The organism is Enterobacter sp. SECR19-1250 (genome assembly GCF_013391025.1).
GTDB lineage: Bacteria > Pseudomonadota > Gammaproteobacteria > Enterobacterales > Enterobacteriaceae > Enterobacter > Enterobacter cloacae.
Genome location: NZ_JACASJ010000014.1, coordinates 36,927 through 59,198 on the forward strand (window position 1 = coordinate 36,927; position 22,272 = coordinate 59,198).

24 protein-coding genes and 1 pseudogene are annotated in these 22,272 nt (G+C 54.2%); 12 read left to right on the plus strand and 13 right to left on the minus strand.

Going from position 1 to position 22,272, the window contains the following annotated elements:
* Nucleotides 1-6 precede the first annotated feature (6 nt).
* Nucleotides 7-1,032, minus strand: coding sequence for an HTH-type transcriptional repressor PurR (gene purR, locus HX884_RS05900; RefSeq protein ID WP_013096929.1), 1,026 nt, complete (start codon nucleotides 1,030-1,032; stop codon nucleotides 7-9).
* A 297-nt stretch (nucleotides 1,033-1,329) separates the two neighbouring features.
* On the opposite strand from purR, the gene HX884_RS05905 reads away from it, so the two are divergent.
* Nucleotides 1,330-1,419 carry a YnhF family membrane protein gene (locus tag HX884_RS05905; RefSeq protein WP_020688313.1) on the plus strand — a complete coding sequence of 30 codons (90 nt, stop codon included), beginning with the start codon at nucleotides 1,330-1,332 and terminating at the stop codon, nucleotides 1,417-1,419.
* Between the two features lie 163 nt (nucleotides 1,420-1,582).
* Nucleotides 1,583-2,749 (plus strand): MFS transporter, encoded by a 1,167-nt coding sequence (locus HX884_RS05910; RefSeq protein WP_038419208.1) that lies wholly within the window; start codon nucleotides 1,583-1,585, stop codon nucleotides 2,747-2,749.
* Between the two features lie 35 nt (nucleotides 2,750-2,784).
* Here the strand turns inward: HX884_RS05910 and sodB are convergent, their stop codons facing one another.
* Entirely contained in the window at nucleotides 2,785-3,366 is a 582-nt protein-coding gene (gene sodB / locus HX884_RS05915) for a superoxide dismutase [Fe] (RefSeq protein ID WP_038419209.1), read from the minus strand.
* Nucleotides 3,367-3,488: 122 nt separating this feature from the next.
* The gene (locus tag HX884_RS05920) at nucleotides 3,489-4,262 is read right to left on the minus strand and encodes a C40 family peptidase (RefSeq protein WP_178327841.1); all 774 of its coding nucleotides are present in this window, start codon (nucleotides 4,260-4,262) and stop codon (nucleotides 3,489-3,491) included.
* A 338-nt stretch (nucleotides 4,263-4,600) separates the two neighbouring features.
* Between HX884_RS05920 and grxD the strand changes: the two genes are divergently transcribed.
* Entirely contained in the window at nucleotides 4,601-4,948 is a 348-nt protein-coding gene (gene grxD, locus HX884_RS05925) for a monothiol glutaredoxin 4 (protein ID WP_003832760.1), read from the plus strand.
* Between the two features lie 44 nt (nucleotides 4,949-4,992).
* On the opposite strand, the gene rnt is transcribed toward grxD, so the two are convergent.
* The 5 genes from rnt to eptA form a co-directional block, all read right to left on the minus strand.
* Nucleotides 4,993-5,643 carry a ribonuclease T gene (gene rnt, locus HX884_RS05930; protein ID WP_013096924.1) on the minus strand — a complete coding sequence of 217 codons (651 nt, stop codon included), beginning with the start codon at nucleotides 5,641-5,643 and terminating at the stop codon, nucleotides 4,993-4,995.
* A 96-nt stretch (nucleotides 5,644-5,739) separates the two neighbouring features.
* On the minus strand, nucleotides 5,740-6,147 hold the full coding sequence (gene gloA, locus HX884_RS05935) for a lactoylglutathione lyase (RefSeq protein WP_013096923.1): 408 nt from the start codon (nucleotides 6,145-6,147) through the stop codon (nucleotides 5,740-5,742).
* A gap of 100 nt (nucleotides 6,148-6,247) precedes the next feature.
* Nucleotides 6,248-7,345: an alkene reductase gene (locus tag HX884_RS05940; RefSeq protein WP_178327842.1), complete on the minus strand. Its 1,098-nt coding sequence runs from the start codon at nucleotides 7,343-7,345 to the stop codon at nucleotides 6,248-6,250.
* A gap of 53 nt (nucleotides 7,346-7,398) precedes the next feature.
* Nucleotides 7,399-7,998, minus strand: coding sequence for a TetR/AcrR family transcriptional regulator (locus HX884_RS05945; protein ID WP_028028082.1), 600 nt, complete (start codon nucleotides 7,996-7,998; stop codon nucleotides 7,399-7,401).
* 41 nt (nucleotides 7,999-8,039) lie between these two features.
* Nucleotides 8,040-9,665 carry a phosphoethanolamine transferase EptA gene (eptA, locus tag HX884_RS05950; RefSeq protein ID WP_048971235.1) on the minus strand — a complete coding sequence of 542 codons (1,626 nt, stop codon included), beginning with the start codon at nucleotides 9,663-9,665 and terminating at the stop codon, nucleotides 8,040-8,042.
* A 148-nt stretch (nucleotides 9,666-9,813) separates the two neighbouring features.
* Between eptA and HX884_RS05955 the strand changes: the two genes are divergently transcribed.
* From HX884_RS05955 to sodC, 3 genes are all read left to right on the plus strand, one after another.
* Nucleotides 9,814-10,053: a DUF1289 domain-containing protein gene (locus tag HX884_RS05955; protein ID WP_013096919.1), complete on the plus strand. Its 240-nt coding sequence runs from the start codon at nucleotides 9,814-9,816 to the stop codon at nucleotides 10,051-10,053.
* A gap of 48 nt (nucleotides 10,054-10,101) precedes the next feature.
* Nucleotides 10,102-10,998 carry an aldo/keto reductase family oxidoreductase gene (locus tag HX884_RS05960; protein WP_013096918.1) on the plus strand — a complete coding sequence of 299 codons (897 nt, stop codon included), beginning with the start codon at nucleotides 10,102-10,104 and terminating at the stop codon, nucleotides 10,996-10,998.
* A gap of 81 nt (nucleotides 10,999-11,079) precedes the next feature.
* On the plus strand, nucleotides 11,080-11,598 hold the full coding sequence (sodC, locus tag HX884_RS05965; protein ID WP_013096917.1) for a superoxide dismutase [Cu-Zn] SodC: 519 nt from the start codon (nucleotides 11,080-11,082) through the stop codon (nucleotides 11,596-11,598).
* Here sodC and HX884_RS05970 read toward each other — a convergent pair.
* From HX884_RS05970 to HX884_RS05980, 3 genes are read right to left on the minus strand one after another with little or no spacing between them, the layout of a single operon-like run.
* Nucleotides 11,577-13,604 carry an FUSC family protein gene (locus HX884_RS05970; protein WP_178327843.1) on the minus strand — a complete coding sequence of 676 codons (2,028 nt, stop codon included), beginning with the start codon at nucleotides 13,602-13,604 and terminating at the stop codon, nucleotides 11,577-11,579. The two genes, sodC and HX884_RS05970, sit on opposite strands and share 22 nt — an antisense overlap.
* Nucleotides 13,604-14,464: an HlyD family secretion protein gene (locus HX884_RS05975; RefSeq protein ID WP_013096915.1), complete on the minus strand. Its 861-nt coding sequence runs from the start codon at nucleotides 14,462-14,464 to the stop codon at nucleotides 13,604-13,606. Before HX884_RS05975 ends, HX884_RS05970 begins: the two co-directional genes overlap by 1 nt.
* Before the next feature lie 2 nt (nucleotides 14,465-14,466).
* Entirely contained in the window at nucleotides 14,467-14,703 is a 237-nt protein-coding gene (locus tag HX884_RS05980; RefSeq protein ID WP_013096914.1) for a DUF1656 domain-containing protein, read from the minus strand.
* A 186-nt stretch (nucleotides 14,704-14,889) separates the two neighbouring features.
* Between HX884_RS05980 and slyA the strand changes: the two genes are divergently transcribed.
* Nucleotides 14,890-15,333 carry a transcriptional regulator SlyA gene (gene slyA / locus HX884_RS05985; RefSeq protein ID WP_020688303.1) on the plus strand — a complete coding sequence of 148 codons (444 nt, stop codon included), beginning with the start codon at nucleotides 14,890-14,892 and terminating at the stop codon, nucleotides 15,331-15,333.
* A 33-nt stretch (nucleotides 15,334-15,366) separates the two neighbouring features.
* Here slyA and HX884_RS05990 read toward each other — a convergent pair.
* Together HX884_RS05990 and slyB are read right to left on the minus strand one after the other, a co-directional pair.
* Nucleotides 15,367-16,726: pseudogene (locus HX884_RS05990) on the minus strand (MASE4 domain-containing protein).
* A 198-nt stretch (nucleotides 16,727-16,924) separates the two neighbouring features.
* The gene (gene slyB / locus HX884_RS05995) at nucleotides 16,925-17,392 is read right to left on the minus strand and encodes an outer membrane lipoprotein SlyB (RefSeq protein WP_013096912.1); all 468 of its coding nucleotides are present in this window, start codon (nucleotides 17,390-17,392) and stop codon (nucleotides 16,925-16,927) included.
* A gap of 254 nt (nucleotides 17,393-17,646) precedes the next feature.
* Here slyB and anmK point away from each other — a divergent pair, with 254 nt between their 5' ends.
* The 5 genes from anmK (at nucleotide 17,647) to pdxY (ending at nucleotide 22,229) form a co-directional block, all read left to right on the plus strand.
* On the plus strand, nucleotides 17,647-18,771 hold the full coding sequence (anmK, locus tag HX884_RS06000) for an anhydro-N-acetylmuramic acid kinase (protein WP_178327844.1): 1,125 nt from the start codon (nucleotides 17,647-17,649) through the stop codon (nucleotides 18,769-18,771).
* Between the two features lie 93 nt (nucleotides 18,772-18,864).
* Nucleotides 18,865-19,188, plus strand: coding sequence for a C-type lysozyme inhibitor (mliC, locus tag HX884_RS06005; protein WP_013096910.1), 324 nt, complete (start codon nucleotides 18,865-18,867; stop codon nucleotides 19,186-19,188).
* 57 nt (nucleotides 19,189-19,245) lie between these two features.
* A complete protein-coding gene (gene pdxH, locus HX884_RS06010) occupies nucleotides 19,246-19,902 on the plus strand; it encodes a pyridoxamine 5'-phosphate oxidase (RefSeq protein ID WP_013096909.1) in 657 nt (218 codons plus the stop codon).
* A gap of 125 nt (nucleotides 19,903-20,027) precedes the next feature.
* On the plus strand, nucleotides 20,028-21,302 hold the full coding sequence (tyrS, locus tag HX884_RS06015) for a tyrosine--tRNA ligase (protein WP_178327845.1): 1,275 nt from the start codon (nucleotides 20,028-20,030) through the stop codon (nucleotides 21,300-21,302).
* A gap of 66 nt (nucleotides 21,303-21,368) precedes the next feature.
* Nucleotides 21,369-22,229: a pyridoxal kinase PdxY gene (pdxY, locus tag HX884_RS06020; protein WP_178327846.1), complete on the plus strand. Its 861-nt coding sequence runs from the start codon at nucleotides 21,369-21,371 to the stop codon at nucleotides 22,227-22,229.
* The last annotated feature ends 43 nt before the right edge of the window (nucleotides 22,230-22,272 follow it).

Sequence of the window (22,272 nt, forward strand, 5' to 3'; positions counted from 1 at the left end):
ACGAGATTAACGACGGTAGTCGCGGAATGGACCATCCGCAACGGAACGGCGCTCGATAAGGCGCGGGTGAACTTCAATGGACTGCGACTCTTCACGTTTGTTGACGATCCTGTCCATCAGCATATTGAAGGCCGTTTCACCGAGGGAGTCCTTAGGCTGGTGGATGGTGGTCAGCGCAGGCGTGAAGAAGCGCGCGTTGCGCACGTTGTCATAGCCGATCACGGAAATATCCTGCGGCACGCGCAGGCCCAGCTCATCGGCTGCACACAGAGCCCCCATCGCCATGATGTCCCCGCCGCAGAACACCGCCGTTGGACGATGCGGCTGAGAAACGATCTGCTGCATGGCGCGGTAGCCAGACTCCGGCTCAAAGTCGCCCTGCACGATCCAGTTTTCCGGCACGGTGATCAGCGCTTCTTCCATCGCCTTCATAAACCCGGCCAGACGGCCAGCACCGGTGTTGCGCTCGAGCGGCCCCGGGATCACGCCAATTTCACGGTGACCGCGTTCAATCAGATAGCGGCCCGCCATATAACCGCCTTCGAAGGCGTTATCGATGACGGAGTCGGTAAAGTCGGCGCGCGCTTCGCCCCAGTCCATCACCACCATTGGGATATGACGATACTCTTCCAGCATGGAAAGGACAGATTCCGGGTATTCGGAACACATCACCAGAAGGCCATCCACACGCTTTTGCGCCATCATCGACAGATAGGCGCGCTGTTTTTCAATATTGTTCCACGCGTTGCCGAGGATAAGGGTATAGCCTTTCTGGAAGCAGTTTTTCTCAACCGCTTCGATGATTTCGGCAAAATAGGCCGCTTCACTGCTGGTCGCCAGCAAACCAATGGATTTGGTGTGATTAACTTTAAGGCTACGCGCAACGGCACTCGGCGAGTAGTGCAGCTCTTTGATTGCCGCCCAGACGGCGTTGCGCGTCTCTTCCGCTACGAAGCGGGTTTTGTTAATTACATGTGATACGGTTGTAGTGGAAACGTTTGCGCGTTTTGCTACGTCTTTAATTGTTGCCATTAAATGTCACTCCAGACCATATCCTAAACTCCTGAAAACCTTGAAGGTAAACGTTTGCCTTCTCTCACCCTTATCACGCAATCTTGAATTGCGGCACGCCAGGAAAACGACACGGGACGTCAGGAGGGGGTCAATGGCCGGTACGCTAATAAATTTAGCGTGGAATTTTGTCCTATCTTGATGAAAAGGGGAAGAGCTAAAGTGGTTATCCGTTTAAATCCTGGAAGATTTTTGACGTAAATTGTGTAAAAATGAGCAAGCTCACTTTTCGTGGGGGGATTAAAAGGAGAAAAATTGATGAGTTCCGATCTGAAGTTTTCGCTGTTCACCACCGTTATTGTGCTGGCGCTGATTGTTGCTGCAGGTCTGACGGCTGCACTGCACTGATTTACGCGGAGGGGGCGTTCGCTCTCTCCCGCTTGCCCTCATTGTTACATCTCCGGCAAAAATCTTTTGCCAATTTGTTAACTTCTCATTTTTTGTGATTGATGTCATGCTTTCGGCTTCTTTGTTCTGTGTCACGACATGACACGGCATCCGGAGTTGACGCATGAAAATCAATTTTCCCCTGCTGGCCCTGGCGATTGGCGCTTTTGGGATTGGCACCACTGAATTTTCCCCTATGGGACTCTTACCGGTTATCGCCCGCGGTGTGGACGTCTCTATCCCTGCAGCCGGGATGTTAATCAGCGCCTATGCCATTGGTGTGATGGTAGGGGCACCGCTGATGACGCTGTTGCTTTCCCACCGAGCGCGCCGCAATGCGCTGATTTTCCTGATGGCTATCTTTACCCTTGGCAACGTGCTCTCCGCCATTTCGCCGGATTACACCACGCTGATGCTGTCACGTATCCTGACAAGCCTTAACCACGGCGCTTTCTTTGGGCTGGGGTCGGTGGTGGCGGCAAGCGTGGTGCCCAAACACAAGCAGGCGAGTGCCGTGGCAACCATGTTTATGGGCCTGACCATCGCCAACATTGGCGGCGTTCCTGCGGCCACCTGGCTGGGTGAGGTCATTGGCTGGCGTATGTCGTTCCTCGCAACCGCCGTACTGGGCGTTGTCGCGATGGTGGCCTTGTTCTTCTCTCTGCCGAAAGGCAGCGCTGGTGAGCGTCCTGAGGTACGTAAAGAGCTGTCGGTACTGATGCGCCCGCAGGTTCTTTCTGCGCTGCTCACCACCGTGCTGGGTGCCGGGGCGATGTTTACCCTTTACACCTATATTTCGCCGGTGCTGCATGACATCACTCACGCGACGCCGATCTTTATTACCGCGATGCTGGTGCTGATTGGCGTGGGCTTCTCGATTGGTAACTATCTGGGCGGGAAATTTGCTGACCGCTCCGTGAGCGGAACGCTGAAGGGTTTTCTGACCCTGCTGATTGTCATCATGATTGCCATTCCCTGGCTGGCTCGTAATGAGTATGGCGCGGCCATTGCGATGGTCGTCTGGGGTGCGGCCACCTTTGCCGTGGTTCCGCCGCTGCAGATGCGCGTAATGCGCGTCGCGCATGAGGCGCCGGGTCTTTCATCGTCGGTGAATATTGGCGCGTTCAACCTGGGCAATGCGCTCGGTGCCGCAGCGGGTGGTGCTGTTATTTCAGGTGGTCTGGGATACAGCTTTGTGCCGGTGATGGGGGCCATTATTGCCGCGCTTGGCCTGCTGTTAGTGATGATGTCGGGTCGTAAACAGCCTGAAGCGGCCTGTGCTGCCGAATAAAAAAACGCAGAAGGGGAAACCCTTCTGCGTCTCTCTTACGCGGCGAAGTTCTTCGCCACAAAGTTCCAGTTAACCAGTGCCCAGAAGTGCTCCAGGTAGTTAGGACGCGCGTTACGGTAATCAATGTAGTATGCGTGTTCCCAGACATCCACGGTCATCAGCGGTGTCGCGCTGGTGGTCAGTGGTGTACCCGCGTTAGACGTGGAGACGATAGCCAGTTTGCCATCGGCCTCTTTTACCAGCCATGTCCAGCCAGAACCGAAGTTTTTGATTGCGGCATCGGTAAATTTCGCTTTGAACTCCGCAAAGCTGCCAAAGGCGGCGTTAATCGCAGTAGCCAGTTCACCGGTCGGCTCGCCGCCAGCATTTGGTGCCAGGCAGTGCCAGTAGAAGGTGTGGTTCCACACCTGAGCAGCGTTGTTGAATACGCCACCGTCTGAACTGCGGACGATCTCTTCCAGCGTTTTGCCTTCAAAATCGGTGCCCTTGATCAGGTTGTTCAGGTTGGTGACATAGGTCTGGTGATGTTTGCCGTAATGATATTCCAGGGTTTCCGCAGAAATGTGCGGTGCCAGGGCGTCTTTTGCATACGGTAGTGCAGGTAATTCGAACGACATTGCTTCTCTCCTTATTGTATTTTGCGTTGCCAATAACCACACAGACAACAAGGACAGGATAGCAAATTGAAAGGGTATGCAAAAGAGGAACTTACCCTGCCGTGGTGACGGCAGGGCAGGGTTTAGCGGATGGTTTTCGGCGTCATGACGCGGCGTGCGCCGACGTAGTGACGCACCCAGTAGTCTTCGCTAAGCGAGGTGATCTGAATGTCCTGACCGCTTCGTGGGGACTGAATAAACTTCCCGTTACCCACATACACGCCGACGTGATCAGCCGTACCGCGACCCTGGGTGCGGAAGAAGACCAGATCGCCATTTTGCAGCTCGCCACGGTTAACAGGGGATGCGTCGCGCAGGTGGTACATTTCATTGGCGGTGCGCGGAATGCGGAATTTCACCAGATCTTTATAGGCGTAATACACCAGCCCGCTGCAGTCAAAACCGGTGCGGGGAGAGGTGCCACCCCAGCGATACGGTTTGCCAATTTGCCCCATCAGCTTATTCATCGCCGTTTTTTGCGCTTTCTGTACCCGAACCTTATGCGCGTCGGCAATTTTTGTCACTTTCGTGCATTTGGCTTTATGCCCTTTGCGCGTAGTGCATTTTTCCGTTACGAGGTTGGCAGCAGTTTTTGAGGCTTTACGTTTCGATGCGAGGGCAGTGCGGGAAGATGTTGATTTCGATTTGCTGGAGGCGGTCTTTTTCGTTTGAGCGGTTGTTTTTTTCTTTTCGTTCTTACTGGTAGTCTTTTTTTTACGTTCTGTAGTTTTTGCCAGATGCGTTTTTTGCACAGCAGAGTGCCGCGCCTGTTGAGAGGCGTTTGCCGCTGGCGTGAAAGAGAGTGATGTAAACAGTAAAGCACAGAGCGTGATCGAGATTTTATTTATCCGCGCCACTGGGCAGTCCCCTGATAAATGCAGGTCATCAATAATACCCGCGTGTGATTTACAAAGCCCGTCGATTCTAATCCATAAAAACCCGAGAAGTTAATAGCATTTTTCAATCTAAAAACCTGTTTCGTTAACAAGTGCAAAAAAATTCATCGATTTGTCGCACAATTGTTCACGCCCTAAGCAAAACCCTGCCTGCCGCAGGGTTAAGCACCATTTACAATGCAACTTTTCGCCACTCGCGATAAAATAGCTATACGTGACAAAAATGTTATTTTCCGATGCCAGTCTGAACCGCTACAATGTCAGACTAATGCCGTAACAGAAGTTAAAGGAAGCAAGACATGAGCACCACTATTGAAAAAATCCAGCGCCAGATCGCTGAAAACCCGATTCTGCTGTATATGAAAGGTTCTCCGAAGCTGCCAAGCTGTGGCTTCTCCGCGCAAGCGGTTCAGGCGCTGTCTGCCTGTGGTGAACGTTTTGCTTACGTTGATATCCTGCAAAACCCGGACATCCGCGCTGAGCTGCCAAAATACGCGAACTGGCCGACGTTCCCGCAGCTGTGGGTCGACGGTGAACTGGTTGGCGGTTGCGATATCCTGATTGAAATGTATCAGCGCGGCGAACTGCAGCAGCTGATCAAAGAGACGGCTGCGAAGTACAAAACCGAAGAGCCGGACGCAGAGTAATTTTCTGCGCAAATAAAAAAGCGACCTTAAGAGGTCGCTTTTTTTTATTCTTCGCTGTCGCCCATCGCCAGCGGCCAGCCGCCCAGACGCTTCCAGCGGTTGACTATTTCACAGAACAGCTCTGCGGTGCGCTCCGTATCATACAGCGCGGAGTGCGCCTGCGTGCCGTCAAACTCAATCCCGGCCGTAATACAGGCTTTTGACAAGACCGTTTGTCCCAGTGCCAGGCCACTCAGTGCGGCGGTGTCAAAGGTCACAAACGGGTGGAAGGGGTTACGCTTAAGAGAGGCTCGCTCGGCGGCGGCCATCGTAAAGCTGTGATCGAACGTGGCGTTATGCGCCACCATAATGGCACGGCTGCAGTTGCTCTCTTTCATGCCTTTACGCACCATTTTGAAAATGGCGTGCAGCGCGTCATATTCGCTCACCGCACCGCGCAGCGGGTTATGCGGATCGATGCCATTAAACGCCAGCGCCTCTGGCTGCAGGTTTGCGCCTTCAAAGGGCTCAACGTGGAAATGCAGCGTGGTGTCCGGTGTAAGCCAGCCCTCTTCATCCATCTTCAGCGTGATGGCGGCAATTTCAAGCAGCGCATCGGTTTTAGCGTTAAATCCGGCTGTTTCGACATCAATGACAACAGGATAAAAACCACGAAAACGGTCGCACAGACCGGTAAGTTGAGCGTTATCGGACATCAGGGTCTCTTACAAGGGGAAAAAAGCAGAGCGCATTATGGCAAATTTTGGCGTGGGATGCAGTAAAACAACGGGCGCATAGTGCGCCCTGAGGGATCAGTTGCCCAGACCGCGACCGGCGTCTTTGGCTTCAATCAGCTCGATTTTATAACCGTCTGGATCTTCAACAAACGCAATCACGGTGGTGCCGCCTTTTACCGGGCCCGCTTCACGCGTGACGTTGCCACCGTTGCTGCGAATGCGTTCACAGGCTTCTGCCGCGTTGTCCACTTCCAGCGCGATGTGGCCATAGGCCGTGCCCAGCTCATAGCTGTCGACGCCCCAGTTATAGGTCAGCTCGATAACCGCTTCATCCGTTTCCGGGCCGTAACCCACGAATGCCAGCGAGTATTTGTATTCCGGGTTTTCGCTGGTGCGCAGCAGCTTCATACCCAGTACGTTAGTGTAGAAATCGATGGAACGTTGCAGATCGCCAACGCGCAGCATGGTGTGAAGTAGGCGCATAATTTCCTCATTAACCAATGGAGTAGAGTATCTTTTTGAACAGAAACGATGTTTTAGTATAGCGGCGAAAGGCCGCCGCTATCAATGCACAACGGAGAGATTACAGCGTAGGGTAGTCGGTATAGCCTTCCGCGCCGCCGCCGTAGAAGCTTTCCGGGCGCTGTGGGTTCAGCGCTGCTTTCTGCTGCAGACGGGCAACCAGGTCCGGGTTGGCAATGTAATCACGACCAAAGGCCACGGCGTCGATCAACCCTTTATTAATCAGATCTTCGGCTTTCTCAGGCGTATAGGCCCCCGCACCGATGATCACCCCGTGGAAACGCTCGCGCACTTTCTGGCGGAAGGCCTCAGAGTAAGGCTGACCACCGGCCCAGTCCGGCTCAGACATGTGCAGATACGCGATACCGCGTTTCGCCAGTTCTTCAATCAGATACAGCGCGTCCGCTTCTTCGTTCGGACCGTTGTCGACGTTCTGGAACGTACCGATTGGGGAGACGCGAATACCAATACGGTCCGGGCTCCACTCCTGACAAACGGCATCAACCACTTCCAGCACCAGACGGGCGCGGTTTTCGACGCTGCCACCGTACTGGTCGGTGCGGTGGTTGGACGACGGTGAAAGGAACTGGTGCAGGAGGTAACCGTGCGCGGAATGCAGTTCAACCAGATCAAAACCGGCTTCGCGGGCGTTAACTACGGCCTGACGGAAATCGTTCACGATACCCGGGATCTCGTCCAGCTCAAGGGCGCGTGGCGTTGAGGTATCGACGCGGATCGCGTTACCGTTTTCATCGCGCAGGGAAGTGCGGGTATTCGCATTCAGGGCCGACGCGGAAACCGGCGCCTGACCGCCAGGCTGAATGCTGCTGTGAGAGATACGACCGGTGTGCCACAGCTGAACCGCAATGCGACCCTCTTCGGCGTGAACGCCAGCGGTGATTTTCTTCCAGGCGGCAATCTGCTCCGGGCTGTGCAGGCCTGGTGCGCCGGCATATCCCTTCGCCTGTGCGGAAATCTGCGTGGCTTCAGTGATGATGAGACCAGAGCTGGCGCGCTGACGATAATATTCACCCATCAGTGGGGTTGGGATATCACCCGGCTCTATGCTGCGCAGACGGGTGAGTGGGGCCATAAACACGCGGTTTGGTGCGGTGACGGCGCCCACTTTCAGTGGGGTGAAAAGTTTTTCAGCTGACATAACGACTCCTGAGTAGACCAGTCGACTAGTAATTAAGTAAATAAAAACGCCTGCTACACGCCAGGCGCAGTAATGCTGCTATTAACATGTGCCAGTGCGCTTTCCAGCGGCACGGCACTGCGGGAAATTTTGGCCTGCAGGTTCGCCCCTAACCAGAGCGAATATAAAACCTGCGCCTGGGTTAACGCCTCACCGGCGAAGGCCAGCGTTTTTTCACGGCGGCCATTCTCAAGCGCCTGCGCCAGCAGGGCGATCACGCCGCTGGCACCTTTATCCATTGCCGCGCGCATATCTTCGGAGAGATCGCACACTTCTGCAGAGAGTTTTACCGTCAGGCAACCGCTGATAATGCCCTGCTGACAGAACTGGTTCAGCGTTTCCTGATAGTAGTTGAGAACACGATCCCGATAGTTTCCTTCACCACTGGCGAAATGGGTGGCCAGGCGTTGATGGTAGCTGGCATAGTGCCGCTCCAGCATCGCCACGCCAAACGCCTCTTTGGATCGGAAGTAGTGATAAAACGACCCCTTTGGCACTTCAGCGGTTTTAAGTAACTCGCTTAACCCCATACCGGTAAACCCGCGATGCATGCAAAGCCGCTCGCCGGTCGCCAGTAAATGTTCGCGTGTATCGTGCTCAGTATTTCTGCTCATGGCCAAACTCTAATAGACCGTTCGGTCTATTGCAAGGGCGTTTACTGACGACATGCGCGCAGGATATCCAGTTGCTGCTGATAAACCGTTGATTTCACATCCATCATACCCAGTACAGTAGAGAACAGATTATCCTGCGAAACCGCATTTTTTGCTGCATAGTCGCGCAGGCACTGCGCGTTGATACCAAAGTTTTTCGCGTAGTCCGGTGATAACCAGAACATAAACGGAATGTGCGTTTGTTGCTCTGGCGCCAGCATGTACGGCGTGCCGTGCAGATAAATTCCGCTTTCGCCCAGCGATTCGCCGTGGTCGGAAAGGTAAATCAGCGCGGTGTTCATATTCGCCTGACGTGCCTTCAGCGCATCGATGGTTTTGCTGACCACGCTGTCGGTATACAGAATGGTGTTGTCATAGGTATTCATCAGCGCCTGGTGATCGCAATCCTGAATTTCATTGGTGTCGCAGGTTGGGGTAAATTTGCGGAAATTATCCGGGTAACGGTGATAGTAAGCCGGGCCGTGGCTGCCCATCAGGTGGATAACCAGTACGGTGTCCTGTTTCAGGCCGTCCAGCACGTTGTCGAGACGGTAGAAGTTCACATCATCAATACAGGACTTGTCTTTGCAGAACTGATCCAGGTTCCACTGGGTCATATCAGTATGGGGTACGCGGTCGCAGGCACCTTTACAGCCGCCGTCATTGTCGCGCCACAGCAGGTTGATTCCCGCGTGTTTGAGCACATCGAGTAACCCTTCCTGGTGATGCGCCAGGTCGGCATCATATTTGCTGCGCGTCATCCCGGAGAACATGCAGGGAACGGAAACGGCCGTTTCGGTACCGCATGACGTGGCCTGCGGGAAGTTGATGACATCCTGCTTTTTCAGTTCCGGGTTCGTTTCACGGGCATAACCATTCAGCGAGTAGTTCGCGGCACGTGAGGCCTCACCGACAACCAGCACCAGAACCGTTTTCTTGTTCTGTCCTGCAATCAGCGGGCCTTTATGCGCATCTTCACCTATACGCACCAGCGTTTGGTCACCTTCGAACCAGCGCATTTTGCTGTATTTCATCATGGCGCTGATGTAGTTAGCAGGGGTGACCATCTTGACGATGCTCTTATTGTTGCGAAACAGCGACGCATAATCTTTATAAAACACGGCGGCGACGAGGATGATCACCAGCAGGGCGCCAAGCATGGCGGCAACGCGCATCAGCAGCGCATACCACCATTTTCCGGTCTGAATACGCGTCATCGCCAACACCACGGAAGGAACCAGTCCTGCTATGACAATCCACAGAATCATCTGCGGCGTGACCAGCGCTGTGGCTTCCTGGGAGTTGGTTTCGAACACGTTAACAATCATGTTCTGATCGATAACCGCGCCATAGGTATACATAAAGTACGTTGCCGCGGCACAGCCGACGGTTAAGACGATCAGCAGCGGCTTACGGATAAAGGGGATATTGAGCAGGCTGAAGACAATCACCCAGCCGCAGAACAGCACCAGCGGCACGGACGCGGCAAAAAGGATATCGTGAAGCCTTGCCGGGGCAATAATGGCCCAGCTACGTTGAATAAACAGTGCGTTTATCAGCGTAAAGAAAAGCGCACAACCCAGAGTGAATTTTATATCGTTACACTGTAACTTCTTCGTTAACCACATCGAAAAGAAACCTGTCATCATATTGATGAGGCGAGTATAGAGAGGGAAGATTAGTGAAACCTTAATGCCACAAAACTGTGGTAAAGCCCTTGCACGTGGGGCGTTTAACGTCTTCACTGTAGGTGAGTGTCGGTATTCGGAGGTGAACGTGGCAGAGCAGCTGGAGTTTTTCCCCATCCAGAGCCCGTGCCGGGGGATTTGTCAGGTGGATGAGCGCGGTTATTGCCGTGGGTGTATGCGTACCCGCGACGAGCGGTTTAACTGGCAAAATTTCAGCGACACGCAAAAGCAGGAGGTGCTTCGCCTCTGCCGCCAGCGGTTTCTGCGCAAAATACGTGCAAACAAGCCCGGTGAAACCGAAGAACCCCAGCAACCTTCACTGTTTTAACACGCTTATTGCGTATACTCATGACATCACTTCCTTGAGGAAAATGTTATGGTTCAGCGTATTACCCTTGCCCCCCAGGGGCCAGAATTCTCCCGCTTTGTGATGGGTTACTGGCGCCTGATGGACTGGAATATGTCCCCCCTGCAGCTGGCGAGCTTCATCGAGGAGCACCTCGATTTAGGGATCACCACCGTCGATCATGCTGACATTTATGGCGGCTATGCGTGTGAAGCGGCGTTCGGAGAAGCCCTCAAGCTGGTTCCGGCGCTACGTGAGCGGATGGAAATTGTCACCAAATGCGGTATTGCCACGACGGCAAAACCTGAACATACCCTTGGTCATTACATTACCGATAGCGCACATATCATCAAAAGCGCCGAGCAGTCGCTGGTGAACCTGGCGACGGATCATATCGACCTGCTGCTGATCCACCGTCCCGACCCGTTAATGGATGCCGATGAGGTCGCCGAAGCCTTCCTGGCGCTGCATCAAAGCGGCAAAGTGCGTCATTTTGGCGTCTCAAACTTTACCCCGGCGCAGTTTGCGCTGCTGCAGTCTCGTCTGCCCTTTACCCTGGCCACCAACCAGGTGGAAATCTCCCCGGTGCATCAGCCATTGTTGCTGGATGGTACGCTCGATCAGCTGCAACAGCTGCGCATCCGTCCTATGGCGTGGTCTTGCCTTGGTGGCGGTCGTCTGTTCAATGACGATGAATTTCAGCCGCTGCGCAATGAGCTGGAAACCATTGCCCGTGAACTGAACGCTGAGAACATCGAACAGGTGGTTTACGCGTGGATCCTGCGTCTGCCGTCGAAACCGCTACCGATCATTGGTTCCGGTAAAATTGAACGCGTCCGTTCTGCCCTGGCGGCTGAAGAGCTGCAGATGAGCCGTCAGCAGTGGTTCCGCATCCGCAAAGCTGCGCTCGGTTACGACGTACCGTAAACCGGTAAAAATGTGACTTTCCGGTGAAATCTTTGCCTCTGGTATACACTTAAGAGGCAAAAAATAACCAGCGGAGGTCATATGAAGCGTTTTGCTCTGGCACTGGTCACGCTGGTTGTTTGCGCAGGGGCGCAGGCAGCCAGCGATGAAGTAGAAATGAATCTCGTCACCTCGCAGGGCGTAGGTCAGTCCATCGGCACAGTGAAAATCACTGAAACCGACAAAGGACTGGAATTTGCGCCCGATCTCAAGGCCCTGCCTCCCGGCGAACATGGTTTTCATGTTCATGCTAAGGGGAGTTGTCAGCCCGCGTTAAAAGAGGGTAAACCCTCGGCAGCAGAGGCGGCAGGCGGCCACCTTGACCCACAACATTCCGGTAAGCATGAGGGCCCGAACGGAATGGGCCATCTGGGCGATCTGCCCGTGCTGGTGGTAAATAATGACGGCAAAGCCACGGATCCGGTTGTTGCGCCACGCCTCAAAAAGCTGGATGAGGTGAAAGGCAAGGCGCTAATGATCCACGTCGGCGGCGACAATATGTCCGATCAGCCGAAACCGCTTGGTGGTGGTGGGGCACGCTATGCCTGCGGGGTGATCTGATCCCCAATCGTCCCCGGCGGCGGCGCTTGTTCCAGCTGCGAGAGGGAACAGTGCAGCCGCCAGATTATCGACGCTAAATCACGCGCGGCGGGCTGATGGTGGTGAGCAAGACTGTCGCAGATCCGCTGCAGTTCAGTCAGCGTCGCTTCCAGCGGGCGTTGCTGAACGCCGCGTTCACTCATCACATCGCGTAGCAGAGAGATGCACACGTCGCGCACCTGCGACAGCGGATCGGAGCGTGTCTCCCATGCGCGAAGTTGCCAGACCACGTGGGAACAGTTCAGCAGGACCACTCCCCAGCGCAGCAGCCAGCGGCGGGAAAGCGAGTCCTGGCTGTTATTGAGCTGGCTGACATGGTGGTACACCAGGGATTCATACTCACTTTCACGCAGATGCGGTTTACGGCTGAGCTGATCGACAAACCCCCGACGAAGCTCGCGGATATGGCGTCGGCTTTTACGCGCGTCTGAGCCGGGGCGTAATACGGCAAAAGCCAGCCACGCCAGACCTACGCCCAGGATTTTTGCCAGATTGTCATTGAGAAAATCGGCGTAATCATAAACCGGCGGGTTTGTGACTGAGATAAACGAGCCCATAAAGACAATCAACTGACCCCAGAGCCCCGCAAGTTTGGGCATTTGCAGCTTCAGAAGCTGCATCGTGGTTAATAGCGGAAACAGAAACAGCAGGAACTGCCACAGGTCGCTTATCTGCACCATCAGGCCGAACTTGACCACAAAGCTGAACAGCGATAACAACACCAGCGTGCGCAGCAGCAGCGTAAGCGAGTTGAACGGCGAGGCGGCGACGGAGTAGAGCACGCAACTGATGGCGGCCAGCGTGAGCGCGGCGGAGCCAGATTCCCACTGCGTGGTGATGCTCCATGCCCCCACCAGCGTCAGGGCGCAAAAGGTTCGAAAACCGCTCCACAGCGCTTCCAGATAGTCAGTGTGCCGCGCCAGCGCCGGGCTACTGGGAACGGCGAATTCCGTTATCGGCGTGGCATTTTCAACGGCCTTGATCCAGCGACTGCTGTGCAGGTACAGGCGGCAAAAGTAGTTCAGACGCTGCCAGAAGGCGCGGTGGCGATAATCGTACTCATCTTTCGGCGCAAGCGGGGCGATAATGCGGGCCACCGTGTAGATGTCGGCATCCGGGCGGGCAAGGGCTGCGAGCAGCGTTTCAATGATGGCGCGGGTGTTTTCCGGTGGCGTTGACCAGTTGAGTAACATCCGGCGCAGGCTGGAGATCGCACTGGTCATCCGTAGCTGCTGGTGAAGCAGGTAGTTCAGCAGGGTATTCTGGCGGCGAAAACGATAATGGCTCCAGAAGGCCTGAATGCGTAACAGATTCATGGTCAGGATCTGACCAATCACCTTTTCATGCGCCAGGCGAATCTCATCGTTAGTATCCGGCTGCCAGAGCAGGCTCGCATGTTCCAGCAAGCGGGTATGCATGGTCTTCAGCGCCGTGATAAGCGCGGTGCCGTCGGAGGTGCTGGGCAGGATCATCATCATAAACCCGCCGCTCAGAATACCGACAATAACTTCACAGACGCGCGCCTGGGCGATATCCCATAACTCGGTGGTATCGAGAACGTTAACTACCGGAAAGGCAATAATCGCGGCGGTATAGCCCGCCAGCTGGAAGGCGTAGGCGACGTTGTTGGTAAAGTGGGCGCAGGCCCAGGTGCAGCATCCCAGCCATGCCGCCATGCTCAGTAAAAAAAGCCACGGATCGTTCAGGGTATGGCCTGCAATAATCAGCGCCGCAGTGGCACCGAGCAGGCTGCCCGCGATGCGCCCAAGGCTTTTACTGATCACTCCGCCAACGGTCGGGAAGCTCACGACCGCCGCGGAGGTCATGGCCCAGTAAGGCTCGTCAAGGTTCAGATAGTAGGCGACGGTCAGCGCAAGGCACATGGCAATGCCATTGCGCAGGGCGTAGCGCCACTGAGGGCGCGTTGCTTTCATCCACGGCAGATTTCGCCAGGATAAGGCATTCATCAGGGTGTTCCGATCGAGACAGTACAGGTTGTGCCGGAGACCAGCGTTAACCCCTGCGGTAAGCGGTCAAATTCAACCCGAACCGGCACGCGCTGGGCCAGGCGCACCCAGGGGACATTAGGTTTGATGTCGGGAACCAGGCCAGAATCGGTTTCAACGCTCTGATCGTAAATGGCACGGCCAATGCTGGAAACGTGACCCTGTAACCTTTGCGAGCCGCTATAAAGCGTTATCGTGGCAGGGGCACCTTCCCGAATATGGCGAAGTTTGGTCTCTTCAAAATAGCCCACGACGTAAAACGAGTGGCTGTCGACCAGCGCGAAAATCGGTTGGCCGGTGGTGGCATAATTACCCACGCGGGCAGAGAGGTTCGTCACCCAGCCATCGACAGGGGCCTGTACCACGGTTTGCGTCAGTTCCCATTGCGCCTGTTTGAGCGTTGCCTCTGCCACATTGACGTTGGCCTGCATCGCCTTGACGTTGATGTTGGCGGTGTCCAGGTCTTCGGCAGAGATATAGTTTTGTGATAAATGCCGACGACGCGTGGCTTCGTTGTTCGCTTTCGCCAGCTCAGTCTGGGCCTTAGCCAGCTGCGCCTGGGCGTTTAGGATCGCGATATGGTAAGGGGTGTCGTCAATGCGGAATAAAACATCTCCCTTTTTAACGAACTGGTTATCCTTAACCAGAAGCGCCGTGATACTGCCAGATACCTGCGGGGTGATACTCACCTGCTCAGCGCGAATTTTACCGTCGCGTGTCCAGGGTGACTGCATATAAAAATTCCACAGCCACCAGCCGGCAACCAGGGCCAGAGCCAGGACAAAGAGGGTGGAAAAGTACTTCAGCGTTTTCAGGGGCATAATCACCACACAATCAGCACAGCAAGGCCAAGAGACACGGAGAGGGCGAACAGGGAGAGATCCATCAGCATGGGGTGCCAGATCTCGCCAGAATACATCCAGTCGCGGAGCAGACGATGCGCGACAAGCCAGATCACAAATCCCACCAGAACGGCTTTAAACAGGGGAGGAAAGTAGACTGATGCACCGAAGATCAGGTCCTGAAGGGGCAGCCCCTCTGAGCGATGAAAAAACGTCACGAGCAGAGATCCTTTGCAGTGAACAGAATGCCGGGATGGCTTGTCTTAATGAGATGGAACATCACTTTTCAGTGTAAGTCATACTTTTAAATTTGATGAATGTCGTAATGCATTTGTTTTGGCAATACAAATGCTGCACACTATTCTAAAATCAGTATAATAACTTAGCAAGCTAATTATAAGGAGATGAAATTGGAATCGCCATTAGGTTCTGATCTGGCAAGGTTGGTACGCGTCTGGCGTGCTCTGATTGACCATCGCCTGAAACCTCTGGAATTGACACAGACGCATTGGGTCACGCTGCACAACATTCATCAGCTGCCGCCCGACCAGTCACAAATTCAACTGGCAAAGGCGATTGGTATTGAGCAGCCGTCGCTGGTGCGTACGCTTGACCAACTGGAAGAGAAGGGGCTGATCTCCCGACAAACCTGTGCCAGCGACCGTCGCGCCAAGCGGATTAAACTCACTGAGAAAGCGGCTCCCATTATCACTGAAATGGAAGCAGTGATTACCAAAACCCGCGGTGAGATCCTGTCCGGGGTTTCCCCTGCGGAGCTTGAAATGCTCATCAGTCTGATTGGGCGTCTTGAGCAGAACATTCACGACCTGCAGGCACGCGACGCCTGACCTTATCAGGCCTTGCACTCGCAAGGCCTTTTATCATCTGGAGACGATCACTCGGTTGCGACCCGTCTCTTTCGCCTCATACATCGCTTTATCAGCCTTTTCCACACACTCTTCAGCCGTCGTCTCCACGGACGTTGCCGTAAAGACGCCCATGCTGATGGTAATGGGCTCCGGAAGCTGTCCCCCGCTGCTGGTCTTATCAAAGCTGCTCAGCTTCAGGCGGATGCGTTCCGCCACCTGGTACGCGGCTTCTGAAGAGGTGTTGGTTAACATCAACACAAATTCCTCACCGCCAATACGCGCGGCAATATCCTGAGGCCGTACGGAATCCATCAGCAGATGCGCCACAAACTGCAACACTTTGTCGCCCTGCAGATGGCCGTAGCAGTCGTTGATGCGCTTGAAGCGGTCGAGATCGCTGACGATAACCGAAACCGGACGGCTGGCTTTACAGGCACCGAGTGCCTAGTTTAGCGAGTCGTAAAAATAGCTGCGATTGTAGAGGCGGGTCAAAGGATCGCGAATCGATTTTTGATACGACTGTTGATATTTCAAATGCGAGTCGCGATAGAGTCTAAAGACATCATAAAGCAGAACAAAAATAATCAATAACGTCGCAACAGTTTCAAATAAGCGCGCTCGATACCAGGAAATATCCTCCGCGTGTCCGCCTGCTAATAGCATCGCGAGCGTCACGATATAACAGACATAAAAAATTACCGCCCACCCAAAAAATATTGCGTACGCGGGTAATAACCATTAGCGTTGCTAATGTCACCACCCAAAGAATAATCAAGACGATATTTATTGCATGGCTCCAGAGAACCATAAATTGATGGGTTTCATTATCCACCAGGTCTAACGACATTAATGATGAGTGGCTGGAGCTAAGCCAGGCCAACAGCACCATGCCCACCATAAACAGAAATGTACCGGCAACAATGGCGATATGCGCCGCACGTGAAAGCGGATTATCCCTGACGATATATAGCAGGGCCGACGCAATCATCAGTACCGCCATTAACAGATGGCGGTACATAAAGAAGATCATCGTATCGTTATAGTCCACGACGTTGAGCTGGTAGAGATCAAGCCAGGCCGGGAAACTGGTAAGCGTACCCACCATCAGCATGGCTGAACCGGCAAAGGCAAAAGCGATAGCAATCAGGTACAACCGTCTTCTGTCACACCAGTATTTCATGGCCATAAAGCAGGCAATAAACAGATGGAATACCAGTAAAAAAATGGTGAGTGTAGGGAATAAAAGCGGTGAGAAAGAGGGAACCCATTCGACCAGTTTTAAAAATAAAATTTGTAATATTCCAATTACGACAATGCACCCTAAACAGAATGGAATATAGGGCTTTTTCACGTACCGGGAGATCGCAAGCATAAGTGTTTTTCAACGAAAATAATAAATAAAAAAGTTAATTGAGATTAGCCTAATGCAAAAGAGAGGGGAATACTTTGCGCAGGAACAAGATACGGCGTGGTTAATTATTCATTGCCTGAATAAATTTTGTAAAACTATTTATTATAATGATGCTATTTGTAAAAGGATGCGGCCTGGCAGCCACATCCTTTTTATGAATTAACGCGGAGAAACGGTAACCTGGCTACCGTTGCTTGCCAGCACGACGCGCTGACCGGCAGAGAAGCGGGTGCTGCCCTGTTTCTGCACAACCATAATGGTGCTGCCGTCGTCTTTACGAATTTCCAGCTCTACGCCCTGGGTTTTATTCATCGCACCCTGAACGCCCTGGCCTGCTACGCCACCCGCAACGGCACCTGCCGCAGTCGCCAGAGAACGGCCTGTACCACCGCCTACGGTGTTACCCAGGAAGCCACCCAGAACCGCACCGCCGATGGCACCCATGACGTTGTTCTCGTCACCACCCTGAATTTGAACAGGACGTGCGTTAACAATCGTACCGTAAGTCACGTTCTGAACCTGTTTCGCTTCAGAAGCGCTATAAACGTCGCCAGAAAGTGAACTGTCATTCACACAGCCAGCCAGAGTTAAACCAATCAGCGAAACGCCCAGTACACGTAAAATCATTTGAATCTCCTGTTCACCAAAAACGCCCAATCCGGGCATCCGTTATGGCTAAATTATATGGCATAAAGGGCCATCGTTCATATCTTTGCACTAACAATCGGAAAATTGTACTTGAATTTGACTTAACGAGAGATAAACAAAATTTCGACGCGTTACCTCACTGAGAGTGTTAAAAAATATTATCGCCTGATGGCAAAGCGGGGCTGTTTATGGTTGAGTGGTTATCCTTAGCCCACGCAACGTAAGGAAAGCGCATGAAATCGGGTCGCTATATTGGTGTGATGTCTGGCACCAGTCTGGATGGGGTAGATGTCGTTCTGGCCGCCATAGACGAAAACATGGTGGCACAACAGGCAAGTCTGACCTGGCCTATCCCTGTTTCGCTGAAAGAGGAGATCCTGAGCATCTGCCAGGGGCAACAGCTGACGCTTTCGCAGCTTGGACAGCTTGATGTCAGGCTGGGGGCGCTGTTTGCCGATGCGGTGCTGGCGCTGATGCAGAAAGAGAATCTCCGGCCGCAGGATGTGGTCGCGATTGGCTGTCACGGGCAGACCGTCTGGCACGAACCCACTGGCGATGCGCCGCATACCATGCAAATTGGCGATAATAATCAGATTGTGGCAAAAACGGGCGTCACGGTCGTGGGTGATTTCCGGCGTCGCGACATCGCGCTGGGCGGGCAAGGTGCGCCGCTGGTGCCGGCCTTCCACCAGGCGTTGCTGGGGCACTCGTCAGAGCGCCGTATGGTGCTTAACATTGGCGGTATTGCCAACCTGTCGATGCTGATCCCGGGCCAGCCGGTACGGGGATATGATACCGGCCCGGGTAACATGCTTATGGATGCCTGGATCTGGCGTCAGTGCGGTAAACCGTATGATAAAGACGCGGAGTGGGCGAGCGAAGGCAAAGTCATTATCCCGCTGCTGCAGTCCATGCTTAGCGATCCCTGGTTTGCCTTGCCGGCACCAAAAAGCACGGGACGCGAGTACTTTAACTATGGCTGGCTTGAACGTCAGCTGGCTCGGTTCCCGGCGCTGGCACCGCAGGATGTTCAGGCGACGCTGGCCGAGCTCACGGCGGTCTCCATATCAGAACAGGTACTTTTGAGCGGTGGCTGCGAACGTCTGCTGGTCTGCGGGGGCGGAAGCCGCAACCCGCTGGTGATGGCGCGCCTTGCCGGCTTGTTGCCGGGCACCGAAGTGACAACCACCGATGAAGCCGGCATCAGTGGAGACGACATGGAAGCGCTGGCCTTCGCCTGGCTTGCCTGGCGTACCGTTGCCGGGCTACCGGGGAATTTGCCCTCAGTCACCGGCGCACGCGAAGCCAGCGTTCTCGGTGCCATTTTCCCGGCCAATCCCCGCCATAATCAGAGTTAACTGAAATTCAGCGCAGCGCGTCGCCGGTAAAATAAAAGGGAACAGGAGGGCCCATTAGCCCTCCAGGACCAGGATAGTCTTCGGAATACGCTCATGAAAAAACTTCTTCTTATTGCTGTACCTGTCTTGCTGTCAGGCTGCAGCGTCTATAACCAGCTCGTTGAGCGCATGCAGACCGACACGCTGGAATATCGCTGTGATGAAAAGCCGCTGACCGTCAAGCTTAATAACCCACGCCAGGAAGCCAGCTTTGTCTATGACAATAAATTGCTGACGCTCAAGCAGGGGATCTCCGCCTCCGGCGCGCGCTACAGCGACGGTATTTACGTCTTCTGGTCGAAAGGTGACAGCGCCACCGTCTACAAACGCGACCGCATCGTGCTGAACAATTGCCAGCTCGAAAATCCGAAGCGTTGAGATTTTCACAGGGGCGGCGCACAATAGCGCCACCCAATCTCAACGTCACCTTATGCCATGTCTGATAACGACGAACTGCAGCAAATTGCGCATCTGCGCCGTGAATACACCAAAGGCGGCCTGCGTCGCCAGGATCTTCCCGCTGAACCTCTGGTGCTTTTTGAACGCTGGCTGAAACAGGCCTGCGAAGCAAAACTGGCCGACCCAACGGCCATGGTGGTTGCCACGGTGGACGAAAATGGTCAACCGTATCAACGTATCGTGCTGCTTAAGCATTATGACGAGAAAGGGCTGGTGTTTTACACCAACCTGGGCAGCCGCAAAGCGCACCATTTAGAGAACAATCCCCGAATCAGTCTCCTGTTCCCGTGGCATATGCTGGAACGCCAGGTCATGGTCACAGGCAAAGCGGAGCGCCTTTCCACGCTGGAAGTGGTGAAGTACTTCCACAGCCGCCCGCGTGACAGCCAGATTGGCGCCTGGGTCTCAAAACAGTCCAGCCGAATTTCCGCCCGCGGCGTGCTGGAAAGCAAATTCCTTGAACTGAAGCAAAAATTCCAGCAGGGCGAAATTCCACTGCCCAGCTTCTGGGGCGGTTTCCGCATCCCGATCGAGCAGATTGAGTTCTGGCAGGGGGGCGAACATCGCCTGCACGACCGCTTTTTATACCAGCGCGACAACGGCGGCTGGAAAATCGACAGGCTTGCACCGTAATCCCCGAAATTTGTTGATTTAAGCGCTAGCGCACGCCGCGCTTGCGCTTTATTCTATGGTCCTTTCGCATCAGGCGAAAAGTCGTGTACCGGCAAAGGTGCAGTCGTTTATACATGGAGAATTTGATGGCAAGCAGTAACTTGATTAAACAATTGCAAGAGCGGGGCCTTGTGGCCCAGGTGACGGACGAGGAAGCGTTAGCAGAGCGACTGGCGCAAGGCCCGATCGCGCTCTATTGCGGCTTTGATCCCACCGCTGACAGCTTGCATTTGGGGCATCTTGTTCCATTGTTATGCCTGAAACGCTTCCAGATGGCAGGCCATAAGCCTGTGGCCCTGGTGGGCGGCGCGACCGGTCTGATCGGCGACCCAAGCTTTAAAGCCGCTGAGCGTAAACTGAACACCGAAGACACCGTGCAGGAGTGGGTGGATAAGATCCGCAAACAGGTTGCACCGTTCCTCGACTTCAACTGTGGTGATAACGCCGCGATTGCCGCCAATAACTACGACTGGTTTGGCAGCATGAACGTGCTGACCTTCCTGCGTGACATCGGCAAACACTTCTCTGTTAACCAGATGATTAACAAAGAAGCGGTAAAACAGCGCCTGAACCGTGACGATCAGGGTATCTCCTTTACTGAATTCTCTTATAACCTGCTGCAGGGCTACGACTTCGCCTGTCTGAACAAACTGCACGGCGTTTGCCTGCAGATTGGCGGTTCTGACCAGTGGGGTAACATTACTTCCGGTATCGATCTGACCCGTCGCCTGCATCAAAACCAGGTGTTTGGTCTGACCGTTCCGCTGATCACCAAAGCCGACGGGACTAAATTCGGTAAAACCGAAGGCGGTGCGGTATGGCTCGATCCGAAGAAAACCAGCCCGTACAAATTCTATCAATTCTGGATCAACACCGCGGATGCCGATGTTTACCGCTTCCTGAAGTTCTTCACCTTCATGGACATTGAAACCATCAACGCCCTGGAAGAAGAAGATAAAAACAGCGGTAAAGCACCACGCGCGCAGTATGTGCTGGCGGATGAAGTGACCAAACTGGTTCACGGTGAAGAAGGTCTGGCCGCGGCGAAACGCATTACCGCAAGCCTGTTCAACGGTACGCTGAGCGATTTGAGCGAAGCTGACTTCGAGCAGCTGGCGCAGGATGGCGTACCGATGGTTGAGATGGAGAAAGGGGCTGACCTGATGCAGGCGCTGGTGGACTCTGAGCTGCAGCCGTCTCGCGGGCAGGCGCGTAAAACCATTGCGTCTAACGCCATCACCATCAACGGTGAAAAACAGGCTGACTCGGAATACACCTTCGCCGACAGCGATCGCCTGTATGGCCGCTACACGCTGCTGCGTCGCGGTAAGAAAAATTACTGTCTGGTCTGCTGGAAATAAATAAAAATCTCCAGGGGCGTGGGAAACCACGCCCTTTTTGTTTTTTCAGGGTTTGGTAAGCATAAAATGAAGAACATCCTCGCCATTCAGTCCCACGTTGTTTTTGGACATGCTGGCAATAGCGCGGCGGAATTCCCGATGCGCCGCCTCGGGGCTAACGTCTGGCCCCTCAATACCGTACAGTTCTCAAACCACACACAATACGGCAAATGGACCGGCTGCGTGATGCCGCCTTCGCATCTCACGGAGATCGTGCAGGGCATTGCCGATATCGACCAGCTCAAACGCTGTGACGCGGTTCTGAGTGGTTACCTGGGCTCCGCAGAGCAGGGGGAGCATATCCTCGGCATCGTTCGCCTGGTGAAAGCAGCCAATCCCGCAGCAAAATACTTCTGCGATCCGGTGATGGGTCATCCGGAAAAAGGCTGCATTGTGGCGCCTGGCGTGGCTGAATTCCATGTTCGCCATGCGTTACCTGCCAGCGATATCATCGCGCCCAACCTGATTGAGCTGGAGATCCTTTGCGAGCATCCGGTTAACAGCGTCGCAGAGGCGGTAAGCGCGTCTCGTGAACTGATAGCCCAGGGGCCTGAGATTGTGCTGGTGAAACATCTCGCCCGTGCAGGGCTGAGCAGAGACCGCTTTGAGATGCTGCTGGTGACCAAAGACGAAGCCTGGCACATCAGCCGTCCGCTGGTAGATTTTGGCCTGCGTCAGCCAGTGGGCGTGGGAGATGTGACCAGCGGGCTGTTGCTGGTGAAACTGCTACAGGGTGCGACGCTGCGCGAAGCGCTTGAGCATGTGACTGCAGCGGTGTACGAAATTATGATTGCGACGAAAGAGATGCAGGAATACGAACTGCAGGTAGTGGCGGCACAGGATCGTATTGCGCAGCCGGAGCACTATTTCAGCGCAACACAGCTCTAAACTATGCCGGGTAAGCGTCAGCGCCACCCGGCAACGCAGGCCG